This is a genomic window from Nonomuraea sp. C10 (assembly GCF_008017515.1).
GTDB classification, from domain to species: Bacteria; Actinomycetota; Actinomycetes; order Streptosporangiales; family Streptosporangiaceae; genus Nonomuraea; species Nonomuraea ferruginea.
The window spans coordinates 1919279-1933572 of sequence record NZ_VPFF01000003.1; the positions used below are offsets into that span (position 1 = coordinate 1919279).

Below are 14294 nucleotides of genomic sequence, written 5' to 3' on the forward strand. Positions count from 1 at the left end.
GGCGATGTCGATGTTCGAGTACGCCCCCGCGCCCGAGTCACGCGACGTCGTCGACATCAAGCCGTCCTACGGCCTGTTCATCGGCGGCGAGTTCACCGACGGCTCCGGACCGTCGTTCAAGACCGTCAACCCCGCCACCGAGGAGACGCTCGCCGAGGTCGCCACCGCGTCCTCCGACGACGTCGACCGCGCCGTCCAGGCCGCGCGCAAGGCGTTCGACGCCTGGAGCGGGCTGCCCGGCAGCGAGCGGGCCAAGTATCTGTTCAGGATCGCCCGCATCATCCAGGAGCGCGCCAGGGAGCTGGCCGTGCTGGAGTCCCTCGACAACGGCAAGCCGATCCGCGAGTCGCGCGACGTCGACGTGCCGCTGGTCGCCGCCCACTTCTTCTACTACGCGGGGTGGGCCGACAAGCTCTCCCACGCCGGGTTCGGGCCCGACCCGCGGCCGCTGGGCGTGGCCGGCCAGGTCATCCCGTGGAACTTCCCGCTGCTCATGCTCGCCTGGAAGATCGCGCCCGCGCTGGCGTGCGGCAACACGGTGGTGCTCAAGCCCGCCGAGACCACGCCGCTGACCGCGCTGCTGATCGCGGAGATCTGCCAGCAGGCCGAGCTGCCGCCGGGCGTGGTCAACATCGTCACCGGCGCGGGCGAGACCGGCGCGGCCGTGGTCGCGCACCCCGACGTGAACAAGGTGGCCTTCACCGGCTCCACCGACGTCGGCCGTCTCATCGCCCGCACGGTCGCAGGCTCCGGCAAGAAGCTCACGCTGGAGCTGGGCGGCAAGGCCGCCAACATCGTGTTCGAGGACGCCGCGCTCGACCAGGCGGTCGAGGGCATCGTCAACGGCATCTTCTTCAACCAGGGCCACGTGTGCTGCGCGGGCTCGCGGCTGCTGGTGCAGGAGTCGATCCAGGAGGAGCTGCTGGCGGCGCTCAAACGCAGGCTGGCCACGCTGCGGCTGGGCGATCCGCTCGACAAGAACACCGACATCGGCGCGATCAACTCGGCCGAGCAGCTCGCCAAGATCCGGCAGCTCTCGGAGGCCGGCGAGTCGGAGGGCGCCGAGCGCTGGTCGCCCGCCTGCGAGCTGCCCGGGCGCGGCTACTGGTTCCCGCCCACCCTGTTCACCGGGGTGGCGCAGTCCCACCGGATCGCCCGGGAGGAGATCTTCGGCCCGGTGCTGTCGATCCTCACCTTCCGCACCCCCGCCGAGGCCGTCGAGAAGGCCAACAACACCCCGTACGGCCTGTCGGCGGGCATCTGGACGGAGAAGGGCTCGCGCATCCTCTGGATGGCCGACAAGCTCAGGGCCGGCGTGGTGTGGGCCAACACCTTCAACCGGTTCGACCCGGCCTCGCCGTTCGGCGGCTACAAGGAGTCGGGGTACGGGCGCGAGGGCGGGCTCCGCGGTCTGGAGGCCTACCTTGACGTGTGACCACCGCCGCGGCCGTCGGCGCCGGACGCGCGCCCAGGCCACCCGCGGCCACGCCTTCGCCCGTTCCGGCCGTCCCGTCCGCACCGGCTGGTACGCCCACCGCTGCGGCGTGAGCCGGTGCGGCCAGGTGTTCGTGCCGGTCGAGACAGCCCAGGAGATCACGTGGAGGGGGCGCGGCGATGAGTAGGCTGGCCGTCAGGAAGACCTACAAGCTGTTCATCGGCGGGGCGTTCCCGCGCTCGGAGAGTGGGAGGTCCTATCCCGTGACCTCGCCGAAGGGTGACTTCCTCGCCAACGCGTCCAGGGCCTCGCGTAAGGACGCGCGCGACGCGGTGTCGGCCGCCCGCAAGGCGTTCCCCGGCTGGTCCGGCGCGACCGCCTACAACCGCGGCCAGATCCTCTACCGGATCGCCGAGATGCTGGAGGGCCGCCGCGCCCAGTTCGCCGACGAGCTCGGCCTGGGCAAGAAGGCCGCGCTGGAGTCGGTGGACGCGGCGATCGACCGGCTGGTCTGGTACGCGGGCTGGTCCGACAAGATCACGTCCGTGCACGGCACCGCCAACCCGGTGGCGGGTCCGTACTTCAACCTGTCCACGCCCGAGCCCACCGGGGTGGTCGCCGTGGTGGCGCCCGCCGACCCGCTGCTCGGGCTGGTCTCGGTGGTGGCTCCGGTGATCGTCACCGGCAACACGTGCGTGGTGGTCGCCGCCGAGCGGACCCCGCTCCCGGCGATCACCCTGGCCGAGGTCCTGGCCACGTCCGACCTGCCGGGCGGGGTGGTCAACATCCTCACCGGCCACCAGGCCGAGCTGGCCCCCTGGCTGGCGGCGCACATGGACGTCAACGCCCTCGACCTGACCGGGGTGACCGACGCCGACCTGGCGCTGCGGTGCGAGCAGGACGCGGCCGAGAACCTCAAGCGGGTGCTCGGCCCGGCCGGCGACGACTGGTCCGGCGACCCCGGCCTGGGACGCATGACCGCGTTCCTGGAGACCAAGACGGTCTGGCACCCGATGGGGGTCTGAGAGGGCTAGGGTCGGTGCCGTGCCGAGACGGATGACGATCTGGCTGGCGCTGGGCCTCCTGCTCGCGGGATGCGGCGGCGAACCTCGCCCCGTGTCCCGCACGCCGGTCCCGTCGGCCGCCGTGCCCTCCACCCCCGCGGCTTCCACCTCCGCGGCCTCGACCCCCACCGCGCTCCCGAGCGTCAAGCCCCGGGCAGGCAAGCGGGGCCGGCACGCCGACGACGCCGACGACGACGGCCGCGCCGACCTGGTCGTCGAGGCCCGCACCCGCGACGGCCTGCCGTTCCGCACGGTCGTCCACGGCTCGCCGCGCGGTCTGGACCCGGGAAGGCAGACCGGCGCCACGTCGAAGACGTCCTGCTTCATGCGGCTCGACCAGGCCAACTGGGCGGCCGACTTCGACGGCGACGGCTTCGGCGACATCCTCGGCACCGCGCGGGAGGGCGAGGACCGGAGCCGCCCGTGCGTCCTGTGGGGGCCGCACGGCCTCGCGCCGGGGAAGGAGCCGGTTCGGTTGCGGACGGAGACGGACGTCGTGGCCGACGCCGCCGTCGCCGGTGACTTCGACGGCGACGGAGCCGCCGACCTGGCGATGCCGAGCACGCCCGAAGGCAGCTTCTTCCACTCCGACCTGGTCGTCCTGTACGGTCCCTTCCGCCGTGACGGGACACCGGCCCGCCAGACCGTCCAGGCGTCGCCGTCCGGCGACGAGTTCCGGCGGCTGACCGTCGACAGGATCGAGGGCCGGCGCGCGACAGGGCTGATCGTGCACGAGCCCGACGACGGCGAGCAGACCGCCTCCTGGCTGCTCCGCGCCGGGCCCGGCGGCCTGGACAAGGCGGGACACAAGCTCAACGACGGGTCGTCCGCCGCGTTCGGCGACTTCGACGGCGACGGCACCAGGGACGTCGCCGTGGGCGACAACGGGAGCCGCAACAACGAGCCCGGCTACGAGACCGAGCCGCCCTCCGTCCACCACACGGTGACCGTCTACTACGGGAACGGCCGCACCTGGACGTTCACCGGCACCGCGGGCACGATGGCCGCCGGCGACTTCGACGGCGACGCCCGCGACGACCTCGCCTTCGGCGGCGGCCACGAGTACGGCCCGCGTCAGCCGGTCCTGGTCTTCCGGGGCGCCCCCGACGGCCTGCGCCCCGGCGGCGCACTTGACGGCGTGAGCCCGGCCGGTCCGCGGACCGCGGGCGACTTCGACGGCGACGGGGACGACGAGCTCGTCCTCTCCCACGGTCAGGACAGCGTGAAGATCATCGTGACGGACGGGAACGACGTGCTGTCCCGCTTCGGCGTGCCGCCCGGTGGCGGCCGCTCAGCTGGAGAAACCCGGCGGCCGGATCGGCGGGTGGGCGGTCTGTAGCTGGGCCGCGAGGCCGAGCAGGTGGGGTTCGCCGCCCGGCGGGGCGATGAGCTGCACGGCGATCGGCAGCCCGCTGGAGTGGGTGGCGACGGGCACCGCCATCGCGGGCCAGCCGCACATGTTCCACGCGCCGGTCGCGGACGCGTACCTGACGTTGACCAGGGCGTTGCGGACGAAGCCGCGCTCGCCCCACCGCTCGGCCTTCGGCGGGATCGCGGCCAGCGCGGGCGTGACGAGCACGTCGGCGTCGCCGAACCACTGGTCGGCGCCGTAGCCGCGCCACCGGTCGCGGCCCCGGTCGCCGTTCGCGCCCAGGCGGTTGAGCACCCGTCCGGCCCTGGCCAGGGCGCGGCTGCGGCGCTCCAGCGCGTGCGGGTCGTGCGGGGCGGCGGACTCGGCGGCCCTGGCCAGCCAGGCGGCCATCGTGGCGGTGGCGAGCCAGGCGGGGAACCGGTTCGTCCGCTCGACCACCGTGTGGCCGGCCTGCCGCAGCGTCTCCGCGGCCCCGCGCACCGCCGACCGGAACTCGCCGTCCATCGGGGCCCCGACCGGTAACGGCTGCGGCGCGTACGCCACCCGCAGGTCGAACGGCTCCGGCCCGTTCTTCGGCGGCGGCGGCTCCCACACCGCCTCGTCGTCCGCCCACACCGAGCGGAGCGGCGGCCGGCTCGGCTCGGTGCGGCGGCCGGACCGCCACGCCTCGGCCAGCGACGGGTCCGCGGCCAGCACGGACAGCATCAGCGCCAGGTCGGGGATGTTCGCGGCGATCGGCCCGTTCTCCGACAGTCCTCGCCAGTCGTCCGTCGGGGCCGGGACCAGGCCGGTGCCCGGCTTGAGCGCCGGCACGCCGCAGCACGCCGCCGGGATGCGCAGCGAGCCCATGCCGTCGTTGCCGAGCGCGAGCGGCACCATGCCCGCCGCCACGGCCGCGGCGCTGCCGGACGACGACCCGCCCGCCGTGCGCGCGGTGTCCCACGGGTTGCGTACGGTGCCGTACACGCTGTCGCCGAAACCCACCAGCGTCAGCTCGGGCACGTTCGTCAGCCCGATCACCACCGCGCCCGCCGCCCGCAGCCGCGCGACCGTCTCGTGGTCGGCCGTCTTCGGCTCGGCGGACGTGGCCGCCGAGCCGGCCCGCATCGGCTCGCCGGCGACCTCCAGGTTGTCCTTGACCGCGACGGGGACCCCGGCCAGCGGGAGCTCCGACAGGTCGCGCCGGTCCTGGACGTCCTCCGCCTCCTTGAGCGCGCGCTCGCGCACCGCGCGGAACGCGCCCACCCGCGGGTCGCGCTCGGCGATGGCGCGCAGATGATCCTCGGCCACCGCCGCAGCCGCTACCTTGCCCTGACGTACGGCCGCCGCGATCTCCGTGGCGGACCTGCCTGCCCACGACATGCATAGAGTGTGCAGGTTTCTACTCTTCTGCGCGAGGCTCTTTTCGCGGCTTCTGCTCCCTGCCCGCCTGTTTGAGCGCGAGCCGCAACGCGTACTCGATCTGCGCGTTGACGCTGCGGAGGTCGTCGGCCGCCCATTTCGCGATCGCGTCGTAGACGGCCGGGTCGAGGCGCAGCAGGAGCTTCTTCCGCTCAGGCATACAAGCTGCCGGCGTTCACCACCGGCTGGGTCGCCCGGTCGCCGCACAGGACGACCAGGAGGTTGGACACCATCTGCGCCCGCCGCTCCTCGTCGAGGTCGACCACGCCCTCCGAGGAGAGCCGGTCGAGCGCGAGCTGGACCATGCCGACCGCGCCCTCGACGATCCGCGTGCGCGCCGCCACCACCTGGCCGGCCTGCTGGCGGACCAGCATGGCCTGGGCGATCTCGGGGGCGTAGGCGAGGTGGGTGATGCGGGCCTCCAGGATCTCGATCCCCGCCAGGTCGGTGCGGTCGCGCAGCTCGGTGGTCAGCTCGGTGGCCACCTCGGCGCCGTCGCGCAGGCTGGTGCGCGCGGGGTCGTGGGAGTCGTAGGGGTGCGTGGTCGCCAAGTGGCGGACCGCCGCCTCCGACTGGATCGCGACGTACTCCTCGTAGTCGTCGACCGAGAACACGGCCTTGGCGCTGTCGACCACCTTGTAGACCACGACCGCGGCGATCTCGACCGGGCTGCCGTCGGCGTCGTTCACCTTCAGCTTGGCCGTCTCGAAGTTGCGCACCCGCAGGGTGACCTTGCGCTTGGTGGTGAGCGGCAGCACCCACTGGAACCCGGCGTCGGACACCGAGCCGACGTAGCGGCCGAGGAACTGCACGACCTTGGCCTCGTTCGGGTTGACGATCGTGAAGCCGCTGGCGGTCACCAGCACCAGCACGCCCCAGATCGAGCCGAGCACGATCAGCAGCACCGGCGACCCCAGGCCGAACAGCACCGCGCCGCCCAGCACCAGCAGGACGAGCAGCACCACGAATCCGTTGATCCTGAACGCACGTCGTTCCATGGCGTCTCCTTGCTATCGAAGTGATATCACTATGCTATCTCACTAAGCTCATGCGCGTGCATCAGGATCACGTCTCGCTCGCCACCGGCCAGCGCTCGCTCGGAGACCCCGCGATCGCCTATCCGCTCCGGCCGCCGCTCACCCGCGGCTGCCCCCGCACCAGCACCGGCCGGATCGCCTATCCCGTCGAGGTCGACTACGCCTACGACCGGGTGCCCGCCGGCCTGTTCGACCAGCCGCCCGGCCCCGACATCGCGCGGTGGGCGCCGCTGCTGCCGCCGCTGTCCGCGCCCACCCTCGGCGAGGGCGGCACCCCGCTGCTGGAGGCGTGCGGCGTGCTCGTCAAGGACGAGTCGCGCAACCCGACCTGGTCGCACAAGGACCGGCTCAACCGCGTCACCGTCAGCGCCGCGCTCGCCGAAGGCGCGCCCGGCGTCGTCGTCGCCTCCTCCGGCAACCACGGCGCCTCGGCCGCCGCCTACGCCGCCCGCGCCGGGCTGCCCGCGATCGTGCTCGCCTCCGCCGGCTCGCCGCCCGCCGTGCAGTCCTTCGTCCGCGCGTACGGGGCGGCGGTGTTCAGCGTGCCGGTCGAGCGGCGCTGGCCGCTGATGACGGAGATCGTGGACCGGCTCGGCTACCACCCGGTCAGCAACCAGACGGTCACCCACACCGGCCACCCGTACGGGCCCGAGGGCTACAAGACGATCGCGTACGAGCTCTTCGTCCAGCTCGGCCGGGCGCCCGCGGCGGTGTTCGCGCCGACCGGTTACGCCGAGCTGCTGTACGGGGTGTGGAAGGGCTTCGCCGAGCTGCGACGGCTCGGGGTCGCGGGGACCGCGCCCCGGATGTTCTCCTGCGAGCCCGCCGCCGGCGGCCCGCACGCGCGGGCCGTCGCCACGGGCGCCCCGGCCGCGATCGTCGAGGTCGGTCCGACGGACGCGTACGGGATCGCCTGCCCCGCGGGCGGTCACCGGGGCGTGCGCGCGGTCACCGACAGCGGCGGCGGCACGGTCCTGGTCACCGACGAGGAACTGCGCGCGGCCCAGCGCGACCTCGGGCGGGAAGGGCTCTGGCAGGAGCTGTCCGGCGCGGCCGGGCTGGCGGGCTACCGGAAGCTGGGGACCTCGTTCGACGGGCCTGTGGTGTGCGTGGGCACGTCCAGCGGGTTCAAGGACGTCGGCGTGGGGTCGGCGGAGATCGCCGAGGCGACGACCTTCGACGAGGTGGCGGCGAACCTTCCCGCGGGTTCGTGAACCTGGCTCGGCAGGCGGGGGTTTCCCCTACGCCGAGAGTGCTCCTCTAGTTTTTCAGCCACACCCGCAGTGGGCCGAGCGGGGTGAAGCCGTGCTCGGCGGCCGGTGCCGGGTCGATCTCGTAGCCGACCAGGTCGCGGCCGGGGAAGAGCGCGGCGGCCTGGGTCCTGACGTGCGGCCAGGTGTCGTCGCCGAACACGTTGGACACGCCCACGGTCCTGCCGCCCGGCGTCTCGTTGAGGACGAACCCGGACGCCGTCCCTTCCTCCGCCCACAGGAGCTTGACGGACGGGTCGCCGAGCAGGGCGACGGTGAACAGGCCGCCCTGGCCGCCCCACGCCTCCTCCCAGGCGCGCAGCGTCTCCGCGTCCCGTACCACGCGCCATCGGATGTCGCGTGCGGCTCCCTGATGAGCATCCGGCCCGGCGTGGAGCCAGGTGGCTTCGAAGAGCAGCTCGAAGCCGGGCAGGGTGAGGGCGGCGAAGCTGTCCTTGACGGAGGCGCCGGGGGTGTCGTCGATGAAGGGGAGGATGTCGGCGTCCGTCGCCTCGGCGGAGAGGGTGACGGCGTCGGGATAGAAGGGCGGGGTGCGGCGCGGATTCGTCCAGGCCCGTGGGGTGAAGGCGCCGGGGAGGCCGTGCGCGCGACACAGGGCGTCGCACCAGGCGGCGTTGTTGAGCGCCGCTTCCTCGATCATCTGGCGCCCTGGGTGGCGGTCATCGGGTCCTCCTTGTGGGGGTGGCCGTCAGGGGGTCCTCTGGCCAGGGGTGCTTCGGGTAGCGGCCGCGCATCTCGGCGCGTACGGACCGGTAGGCGTCGCGCCAGAACGACGCCAGGTCCGCCGTGACCGCCACCGGGCGGCCCGCGGGCGAGAGCAGGTGGATCAGCAGCGGCACGCCCGCGATCCGGGGCGCCTCCTGCCAGCCGAACAGCTCCTGCAGCTTCACCGCCAGCACCGGCTGCTCGCCAGAGTAGTCGATCCTGACTCGCGAACCGGTGGGCACCTCGATCCGCTCCGGCGCCACCGCCTCCAGCCGCTCGCTCCACGGCACCAGGCGGCGCAGCGCCGCGGCCACGTCGATCCGCTCCAGGTCGGCGCGGCGACGGGCGCGGGACAGCTCAGGCTCCAGCCACCGGTCGGCCAGGGCGACCAGGTCGCTCACGTCAGGCCACGGCTCGCCCGCCGCGCGATGGCAGAACGCCAGCCGGTCCCTGACCGCGCGTGCCTCCTTCGTCCAGGTCAGCACCTCTTCGGTACGGAGCCCGTACAGGAGCGCGTCGCGCACGTCGGCGTCCGGCAGCGGCGTGGCGGACAGCTCGACGGCGCCCAGCCGCTCGACCAGCCGCGCCGTCACGTCACCCCGCTTCGATCCGGGCGGCGCCTTCCAGGCGACCTCCTCCTCGACCGTCACCGGGTACGCCTGCCTGGCGATCTGCTCGTCGATCACCACCGCCTGGCGGATCCTCGCCGACGCCGACCCGGTCGGGCGGTCGGCCACCGCGACGGCCAGCCACTGCGCCGACGCCAGTTTTGAGCCCTCCGCGAGCTGGGCTTCCGTGCCGGACGCCATGAGGTACCCGCCCCCTCGCCGCCGTGCCACCCTCTCGGGAAACGCCAGCGCCACGGCCAGCCCGGCCACCTCGTCCTGGGTTTTCGGGGCGGGTGCGTCGTTCTTGGTGGGTTCTGTGGCCGTCCGTCCCTCCGTGCGGGCCCTTCCCCTGCCGTCCGGAGAGGACCGGTCAGGGGTGGCGTCCCTTTCCCGGGTCCGATGGCCCGCGGTACGGGAGAGGCGCCGCGTCTCGGCGCGCCAGCGAGCCGTGAAGGCGTCACGCCCACGACGGGCCGCACGCCAGACCTCCACCAGGTCGTCGCCCGCGTCGCGCGGAAGCTGCTCCGACAACAGCGCGATCACCTCGGCGGCCTCGGGACCCACGTCGAGCAGAGCCCGTGCCAGCCGGGGATGCACCCCCGCCAACGCCATCCGCCGCCCCCGCTCCGTCACCCGCACGGACATGACCGCCCCACCGGGGGAAGTCCTCTGCACCGCGTCCTTTCCAGGCGCGCCGTCTCCCTGGTGGACAAGGGACGTCGCCTGCGCCGCGTTCCTTCGAGATGTGCTGTCTCTCTGGGCGGTTCCTTGTGCTGGCGTGTCCGTTCGAGGCGCGTTGTCATCCTGGGTGGCGGGGGAGGTCCTCTGCGTCGACGCGTCCGTTGGAGGCGCGTCGTCTCCCTGAGGGACAGAGGGCGTCGCCCGCGTCGCGTCCCTTTGAGGTGCGTTGTTTCCCCCGGTTGGGGTGGTTGTACGGGCCGGGGTGGGTTGGACGGCGCCCAGGGTGTGCAGGGTGGTGAGTGCGGCGGCGAGGGCGGCGGGCGGGGGTGGGTCGAGAAGGGCCAGGCCGGAGCCGTCGGGGGAGCCCCAGCAGGCCGCCTGGAGGGCGAACGACGTCAGGTCGGCGAGGGCGATCTCCGGGCTCGGCTGGTCGGGCAGGCGGTCGTGGTCGGCGGCGGACCAGCAGCGGTAGACGGCGCCGGGCGCCTCACGCCCGGCGCGGCCCGCGCGCTGGCCGGCCGAGGACCTGGAGACCCGCACCGTGGTGAGGGAGCCGAGACCGCGGGCGTGGTCGGTGCGCGGCTCGCGGGCCAGACCGGAGTCGACCACGACCCGCACGCCGGGCACGGTCAGGCTGGACTCGGCGACCGAGGTGGCCAGCACCACGCGCCGGGACGCGCCGGGGGAGAGCACCGCGTCCTGGACCCGGGCCGGGGCCTGGCCGTGCACCTGGAGCACCTCGACGCCGTCGAGCATCGCCGCCACCCGGGCGATCTCGCCGACGCCGGGCAGGAAACAGAGCACGTCGCCGTCCCGTTCGGCGAGCGCCAGCCGGACGACCCCGGCGACGTGCGACAGCAGGGCGGGGTCGACGCGCAGTCCGTGCGGCGGGGCGACCGGGCGCGGCGGCGGCGCCCACACGACGTCGACCGGGTGCGTGACGGCGGACGCGGCCACCACCGGCCCGCCGAGCAGCCGGGCCCAGGGGGCGGCGTCGGCGGTGGCGGAGGCGGCGATCAGCCGCAGGCCGGGCCGGAGCGTCTCGCGGACGTCCAGCAGGAACGCCAGCGCCGTGTCGGCGTCCAGGTGGCGTTCGTGGCATTCGTCCAGCATGACGGCGTCCACCCCGGCCAGCTCCTGGTCCCGCTGGAGCCGTTGCAGCAGCACGCCGGTGGTGACGACCTCCACCATCGGGTTGGCGCCGGTGTGGCGCTCGCCCCGGATCGCGTAGCTTACGCCCATCCGCCGGGCCGCCGCGCGCACCGCCAGCCGCCTGGGTTCGGCCACCACCACCCGCATGCCCGCCTCCGCCAGGGCGAGCGGCACGACCGTCGTCTTGCCCGTACCGGGCGGAGCGGTCAGCACGGCACTGCCGTGCGCGTCCAGCGCGGCGAGCAGATCCGGCAGCACACGCCGAATCGGCAGCGTGTCAGGCGGCGTCTCAGACGGTGGCATGGGCGGCGGAGAGCACCGAGTCGAGCAGGCCGGGGAAGCGGGCGTCGAGGTCGTCGCGGCGCAGGCTCATGAGCTTCTGCCTGCCGTCCTGCTTGGTCATGACCACGCCGGCCTCGCGCAGCGCGCGGAAGTGGTGGGAGGCGGTGGACTTGTGCACGCCCAGGTTGCGGCCCACGTCGCCGCAGGTCATCTCGCCCTCCGCGGCCAGGCGGGCGACGGCCTCCAGGCGTACGGGGTCGGACAGCGCTCGCAGCACCTCGGTGAGCTCGATGTCATCGGTGGCCGGATGGGGCAGGGCGCGCATGCCCCCCAAGATACCGGGTTTTATTGTTTGACAACGATCCAACAGTGCGTCAGTTTGATGGGCATCCAATTGATCCATCGGAGGACCAGTGAATCGCCGGCTCTACCCCCTCGCCGCCGGGAACTTCGCCGTCGGCACCGGCATGTTCGTCACCGCGGGCCTGCTCACCCCGATCGCCGCCGACCTGGACGTGTCCGTGGCCGCCGCCGGCCAGCTGATGACCGTGTTCGCGCTGGCGTACGCCGTGTTGTCGCCCTTGCTGGCCGCCGTGACGGCGGCGATGCCGCGGCGGACGTTGCTGCTGCTCGGGCTGGGTGTGTTCGTGCTGGGCAACGTGCTGACCGCTGTCGTGCCCGGTTACCCGCTGGTGGTGGCCACGCGGGTGCTCGCCGCCGCGGGGGCCGCGATGTTCACGCCGACCGCGTCGGGGGTGGCGGCCGCGCTGGCCGGTCCCGAGCATCGGGGGCGGGCGCTGGCGCTGGTGATGGGCGGGCTGAGCGTGGCCACCGCCATCGGCGTGCCGCTCGGCACGTGGATGGGCGCGGCGTACGGGTGGCGGGCCACCATCTGGCTGGTGGCGGGGCTGGCGGTGCTCGGCTTCGCCGGGATCGCGGCGCTGGTGCCCGACGTGCGGATCGCGGTCTCCGGCAGGCTGGGCGAGCGGTTCGCGCCGCTGGCCGACCGGGGCGTGCTCGCGGTGCTGGCGACGCAGCTGCTCATGTTCGCCTCGGCCTTCGCCGCCTACACCTACATCGGCTCGCTCTTCGACCTGCCGCTGCCCGCCGTGCTGTGGGCGTGGGGCGTGGGCGCCATCGTGGGCAACCAGCTCGGCGGCCGGCTCACCGACGCGTACGGGCCGCGCCGCATGGTGCTGGGCGGGCTGGCGGCGTCCACGCTGCTCATGGCCCTGATCCCGGTCGCCAACCTGGCCCTGCCCGTCGCCCTGGTCTGGGCGTTCCTGTGGGGCGCCCTGGGCTGGCTGGTGGCGCCCGCGCAGCAGTATCGCGTGGTCGCGGCGCTGCCGGGCAACGTGCCGGTCGGGCTCGGCCTGCTGTCGTCGGCCCAGTACACAGGGCTCGTGCTGGCGGGCGTCGCCGGCGGGCTGGTGCTCGACGCGTACGGGCGAGCAGGCGTGATCGCCCTGGCCACCGGCCTCGGCCTGGCAACGGTGCTGTTCACCCTCGCGACCTACCGCCCGGTGGTGGGCGGTCAGCCCAGGGCGGGGATCCAGCCGAGCGTCACCGCGAGGATGACGAGGAAGCCCAGGGCGAGCCGGTAGACGACGAAGCCGGTGAAGCTGTGGGTGCTGATGTAGCGCAGGAACCAGGCCACGGCGGCGTAGCCCACGATGAAGGAGATCACCGTGGCCAGGATCGTGGGCCCCCAGGCCGGGGTCTCGGCGCCGCCGATCTCCGACAGCTCGTACAGGCCCGAGGCCAGGACGGCCGGGATGGCCAGCAGGAACGAGTAGCGGGCGGCCTCCTCGCGCCGGTAGTCGAGCAGGAGGCCGGCCGTGATGGTGCCGCCCGAGCGGGAGACGCCGGGGATGAGGGCCGCCGCCTGGGCGAACCCGTACACCACGGAATGCGGCACGTTGAGGTGCTTGGCGAGCGTGAGCTTGTTGCGCGCGGTGCGGTCGGCGAACCACAGGATGAGACCGAACAGGATGAGCGTGGTGCCGACCAGCCGCAGGTCGCGGAAGACGCCCTCGATCTGGTCCTTGAGCAGCAGGCCGAGCAGGGCGATGGGGATGCTGCCGAGGATCACGTACCAGCCCATGCGGGCGGCGATGTGGGAGCGCAGGGCGGGGGTCCACAGGGAGCGGGTCCAGGTGGAGGTGATCTCCCAGATGTCCTTCCTGAAGTAGATCAGGACCGCCGCTTCCGTGCCGAGCTGGATGACCGCGGTGAACGCGGCACCGGGGTCCTTCCAGCCGAAGAACGCCGAGGCGACGCGGATGTGGGCGCTGGAGGAGATCGGCAGGAACTCCGTCAGCCCCTGCAGCAGTCCCAGCACCACGGCTTCCATCCAGCCGATCACGCCTGCACCTTCCCCCGATAGGAGCGCACGATGTAACGAGGTGAGGCTAGCGGAAACGGCGGCCCGGACGGGCCAGTCGCGGCGAGCGGACCCCCGGGGTTCACCCGCCGTTCGCCCACACCCCGGCGTTGTCCCGCGCGAAGCCGGCGAAGTCCCCGGCCGGCCGGCCCAGCGCGGCCCGCACGCCGTCGGCGACGTGGGCGTTGCGGCCGTCGAGTGTCTCCGTGAACAGCATGGTCAGCATCTCGATCTCGTCCTCCGGCACGCCGTGCTCGGCCGCGCCCGCCGCGTACTCCTCGGTGGTGATCGGCACGTACGTGATGTCGCGGCCGGTCGCCTTGGACAGCTCGGCCGCCACGTCGGCGAAGGTGAGCGCTCGCGGCCCGGTCAGCTCGTACAGCCTGCCCGCGTGCCCGTCCTCGGTGAGCGCGGCCACCGCGACGTCGGCGATGTCGTCCACGTCCACGAACGGCTCGGCCACGTCTCCGGCGGGCAGCGCGATGACGCCGTCGCGTACCGGCTCCAGCAGGTAGCCCTCCGAGAAGTTCTGCATGAACCACGCGCACCGCACGATCGTCCAGGCGACGCCCGACTCGCGCACCACCTGCTCGGCGGCCTCGGCGAGCGGCTCGCCCCGGCCCGACAGCAGGACCAGCCGCTCGACGCCGGCCGCCACCGCGTGCTCGGTGAACGCCCGCACGTCGTCCAGCGCGCCCGGGACCGCCACGTCGGGATAGTAGGAGATGTACGCGGCGCGCGCCCCGTGGAGGGCTGCCTTCCAGGTGCCGCGGTCCGCCCAGTCGAAGGGCGGGGTGCCCGTACGGGAGCCCACGCGTACGGGCCGGCCGAGGGCTTCGAGCCTGTCTGCGATCCGGCGGCCGGTCTTGCCGGTCCCGCCCGTTACCAGGATGGTCATGCCCT

General features: G+C 73.5%; 14 protein-coding genes. 6 read left to right on the forward strand and 8 right to left on the reverse strand.

Annotated elements, in window-relative coordinates; translation table 11 throughout:
- The first annotated feature begins 4 nt into the window (after positions 1–4).
- The 4 genes from FR742_RS40930 to FR742_RS40945 are packed head-to-tail and all read left to right on the forward strand — an operon-like array spanning position 5 to position 3838.
- The gene (locus FR742_RS40930; protein ID WP_372452479.1) at positions 5–1435 is read left to right on the forward strand and encodes an aldehyde dehydrogenase family protein; all 1431 of its coding nucleotides are present in this window, start codon (positions 5–7) and stop codon (positions 1433–1435) included.
- A complete protein-coding gene (locus FR742_RS40935) occupies positions 1425–1622 on the forward strand; it encodes a hypothetical protein (protein WP_148036555.1) in 198 nt (65 codons plus the stop codon). Before FR742_RS40930 ends, FR742_RS40935 begins: the two co-directional genes overlap by 11 nt.
- A complete protein-coding gene (locus FR742_RS40940; RefSeq protein ID WP_148036556.1) occupies positions 1615–2460 on the forward strand; it encodes an aldehyde dehydrogenase in 846 nt (281 codons plus the stop codon). Before FR742_RS40935 ends, FR742_RS40940 begins: the two co-directional genes overlap by 8 nt.
- A gap of 19 nt (positions 2461–2479) precedes the next feature.
- Positions 2480–3838 (forward strand): VCBS repeat-containing protein, encoded by a 1359-nt coding sequence (locus tag FR742_RS40945; protein ID WP_148036557.1) that lies wholly within the window; start codon positions 2480–2482, stop codon positions 3836–3838.
- Here the strand turns inward: FR742_RS40945 and FR742_RS40950 are convergent.
- The 3 genes from FR742_RS40950 to FR742_RS40960 are packed head-to-tail and all read right to left on the reverse strand — an operon-like array spanning position 3791 to position 6270.
- Positions 3791–5233 carry an amidase gene (locus FR742_RS40950; protein ID WP_148036558.1) on the reverse strand — a complete coding sequence of 481 codons (1443 nt, stop codon included), beginning with the start codon at positions 5231–5233 and terminating at the stop codon, positions 3791–3793. The two genes, FR742_RS40945 and FR742_RS40950, sit on opposite strands and share 48 nt — an antisense overlap.
- Before the next feature lie 19 nt (positions 5234–5252).
- Positions 5253–5432 carry a hypothetical protein gene (locus FR742_RS40955; protein ID WP_148036559.1) on the reverse strand — a complete coding sequence of 60 codons (180 nt, stop codon included), beginning with the start codon at positions 5430–5432 and terminating at the stop codon, positions 5253–5255.
- Positions 5425–6270, reverse strand: a complete 846-nt coding sequence (locus tag FR742_RS40960; protein ID WP_148036560.1) for an SPFH domain-containing protein — start codon at positions 6268–6270, stop codon at positions 5425–5427. Before FR742_RS40960 ends, FR742_RS40955 begins: the two co-directional genes overlap by 8 nt.
- 56 nt (positions 6271–6326) lie before the next feature.
- Between FR742_RS40960 and FR742_RS40965 the strand changes: the two genes are divergently transcribed.
- Positions 6327–7523 carry a pyridoxal-phosphate dependent enzyme gene (locus FR742_RS40965; protein WP_261809053.1) on the forward strand — a complete coding sequence of 399 codons (1197 nt, stop codon included), beginning with the start codon at positions 6327–6329 and terminating at the stop codon, positions 7521–7523.
- A 46-nt stretch (positions 7524–7569) separates the two neighbouring features.
- On the opposite strand, the gene FR742_RS40970 is transcribed toward FR742_RS40965, so the two are convergent.
- The 3 genes from FR742_RS40970 to FR742_RS40980 are packed head-to-tail and all read right to left on the reverse strand — an operon-like array spanning position 7570 to position 11333.
- On the reverse strand, positions 7570–8220 hold the full coding sequence (locus FR742_RS40970) for a hypothetical protein (protein ID WP_148036562.1): 651 nt from the start codon (positions 8218–8220) through the stop codon (positions 7570–7572).
- Positions 8221–8239: 19 nt separating this feature from the next.
- Positions 8240–11029 (reverse strand): ATP-dependent RNA helicase, encoded by a 2790-nt coding sequence (locus FR742_RS40975; protein WP_148036563.1) that lies wholly within the window; start codon positions 11027–11029, stop codon positions 8240–8242.
- Positions 11016–11333: a helix-turn-helix transcriptional regulator gene (locus FR742_RS40980; protein ID WP_148036564.1), complete on the reverse strand. Its 318-nt coding sequence runs from the start codon at positions 11331–11333 to the stop codon at positions 11016–11018. Before FR742_RS40980 ends, FR742_RS40975 begins: the two co-directional genes overlap by 14 nt.
- 88 nt (positions 11334–11421) lie before the next feature.
- Between FR742_RS40980 and FR742_RS40985 the strand changes: the two genes are divergently transcribed.
- Positions 11422–12612, forward strand: coding sequence for an MFS transporter (locus FR742_RS40985; protein ID WP_148036565.1), 1191 nt, complete (start codon positions 11422–11424; stop codon positions 12610–12612).
- On the opposite strand, the gene FR742_RS40990 is transcribed toward FR742_RS40985, so the two are convergent.
- Positions 12543–13373, reverse strand: coding sequence for an undecaprenyl-diphosphate phosphatase (locus tag FR742_RS40990; RefSeq protein ID WP_261809054.1), 831 nt, complete (start codon positions 13371–13373; stop codon positions 12543–12545). The two genes, FR742_RS40985 and FR742_RS40990, sit on opposite strands and share 70 nt — an antisense overlap.
- Before the next feature lie 100 nt (positions 13374–13473).
- Positions 13474–14289, reverse strand: coding sequence for an NmrA family NAD(P)-binding protein (locus FR742_RS40995; protein ID WP_148036566.1), 816 nt, complete (start codon positions 14287–14289; stop codon positions 13474–13476).
- Between the last annotated feature and the right edge of the window lie 5 nt (positions 14290–14294).

What these genes read in the sequence shown, in the direction of transcription:
- FR742_RS40930 (WP_372452479.1), top strand. Translation starts at nt 5, where the DNA reads ATGTCGATGTTCGAGTACGCCCCCGCGCCCGAGTCACGCGACGTCGTC.
- FR742_RS40960 (WP_148036560.1), bottom strand. Translation starts at nt 6,270, where the DNA reads ATGGAACGACGTGCGTTCAGGATCAACGGATTCGTGGTGCTGCTCGTC.
- FR742_RS40975 (WP_148036563.1), bottom strand. Translation starts at nt 11,029, where the DNA reads ATGCCACCGTCTGAGACGCCGCCTGACACGCTGCCGATTCGGCGTGTG.
- FR742_RS40980 (WP_148036564.1), bottom strand. Translation starts at nt 11,333, where the DNA reads ATGCGCGCCCTGCCCCATCCGGCCACCGATGACATCGAGCTCACCGAG.
- FR742_RS40950 (WP_148036558.1), bottom strand. Translation starts at nt 5,233, where the DNA reads ATGTCGTGGGCAGGCAGGTCCGCCACGGAGATCGCGGCGGCCGTACGT.
- FR742_RS40940 (WP_148036556.1), top strand. Translation starts at nt 1,615, where the DNA reads ATGAGTAGGCTGGCCGTCAGGAAGACCTACAAGCTGTTCATCGGCGGG.
- FR742_RS40995 (WP_148036566.1), bottom strand. Translation starts at nt 14,289, where the DNA reads ATGACCATCCTGGTAACGGGCGGGACCGGCAAGACCGGCCGCCGGATC.
- FR742_RS40955 (WP_148036559.1), bottom strand. Translation starts at nt 5,432, where the DNA reads ATGCCTGAGCGGAAGAAGCTCCTGCTGCGCCTCGACCCGGCCGTCTAC.
- FR742_RS40970 (WP_148036562.1), bottom strand. Translation starts at nt 8,220, where the DNA reads ATGATCGAGGAAGCGGCGCTCAACAACGCCGCCTGGTGCGACGCCCTG.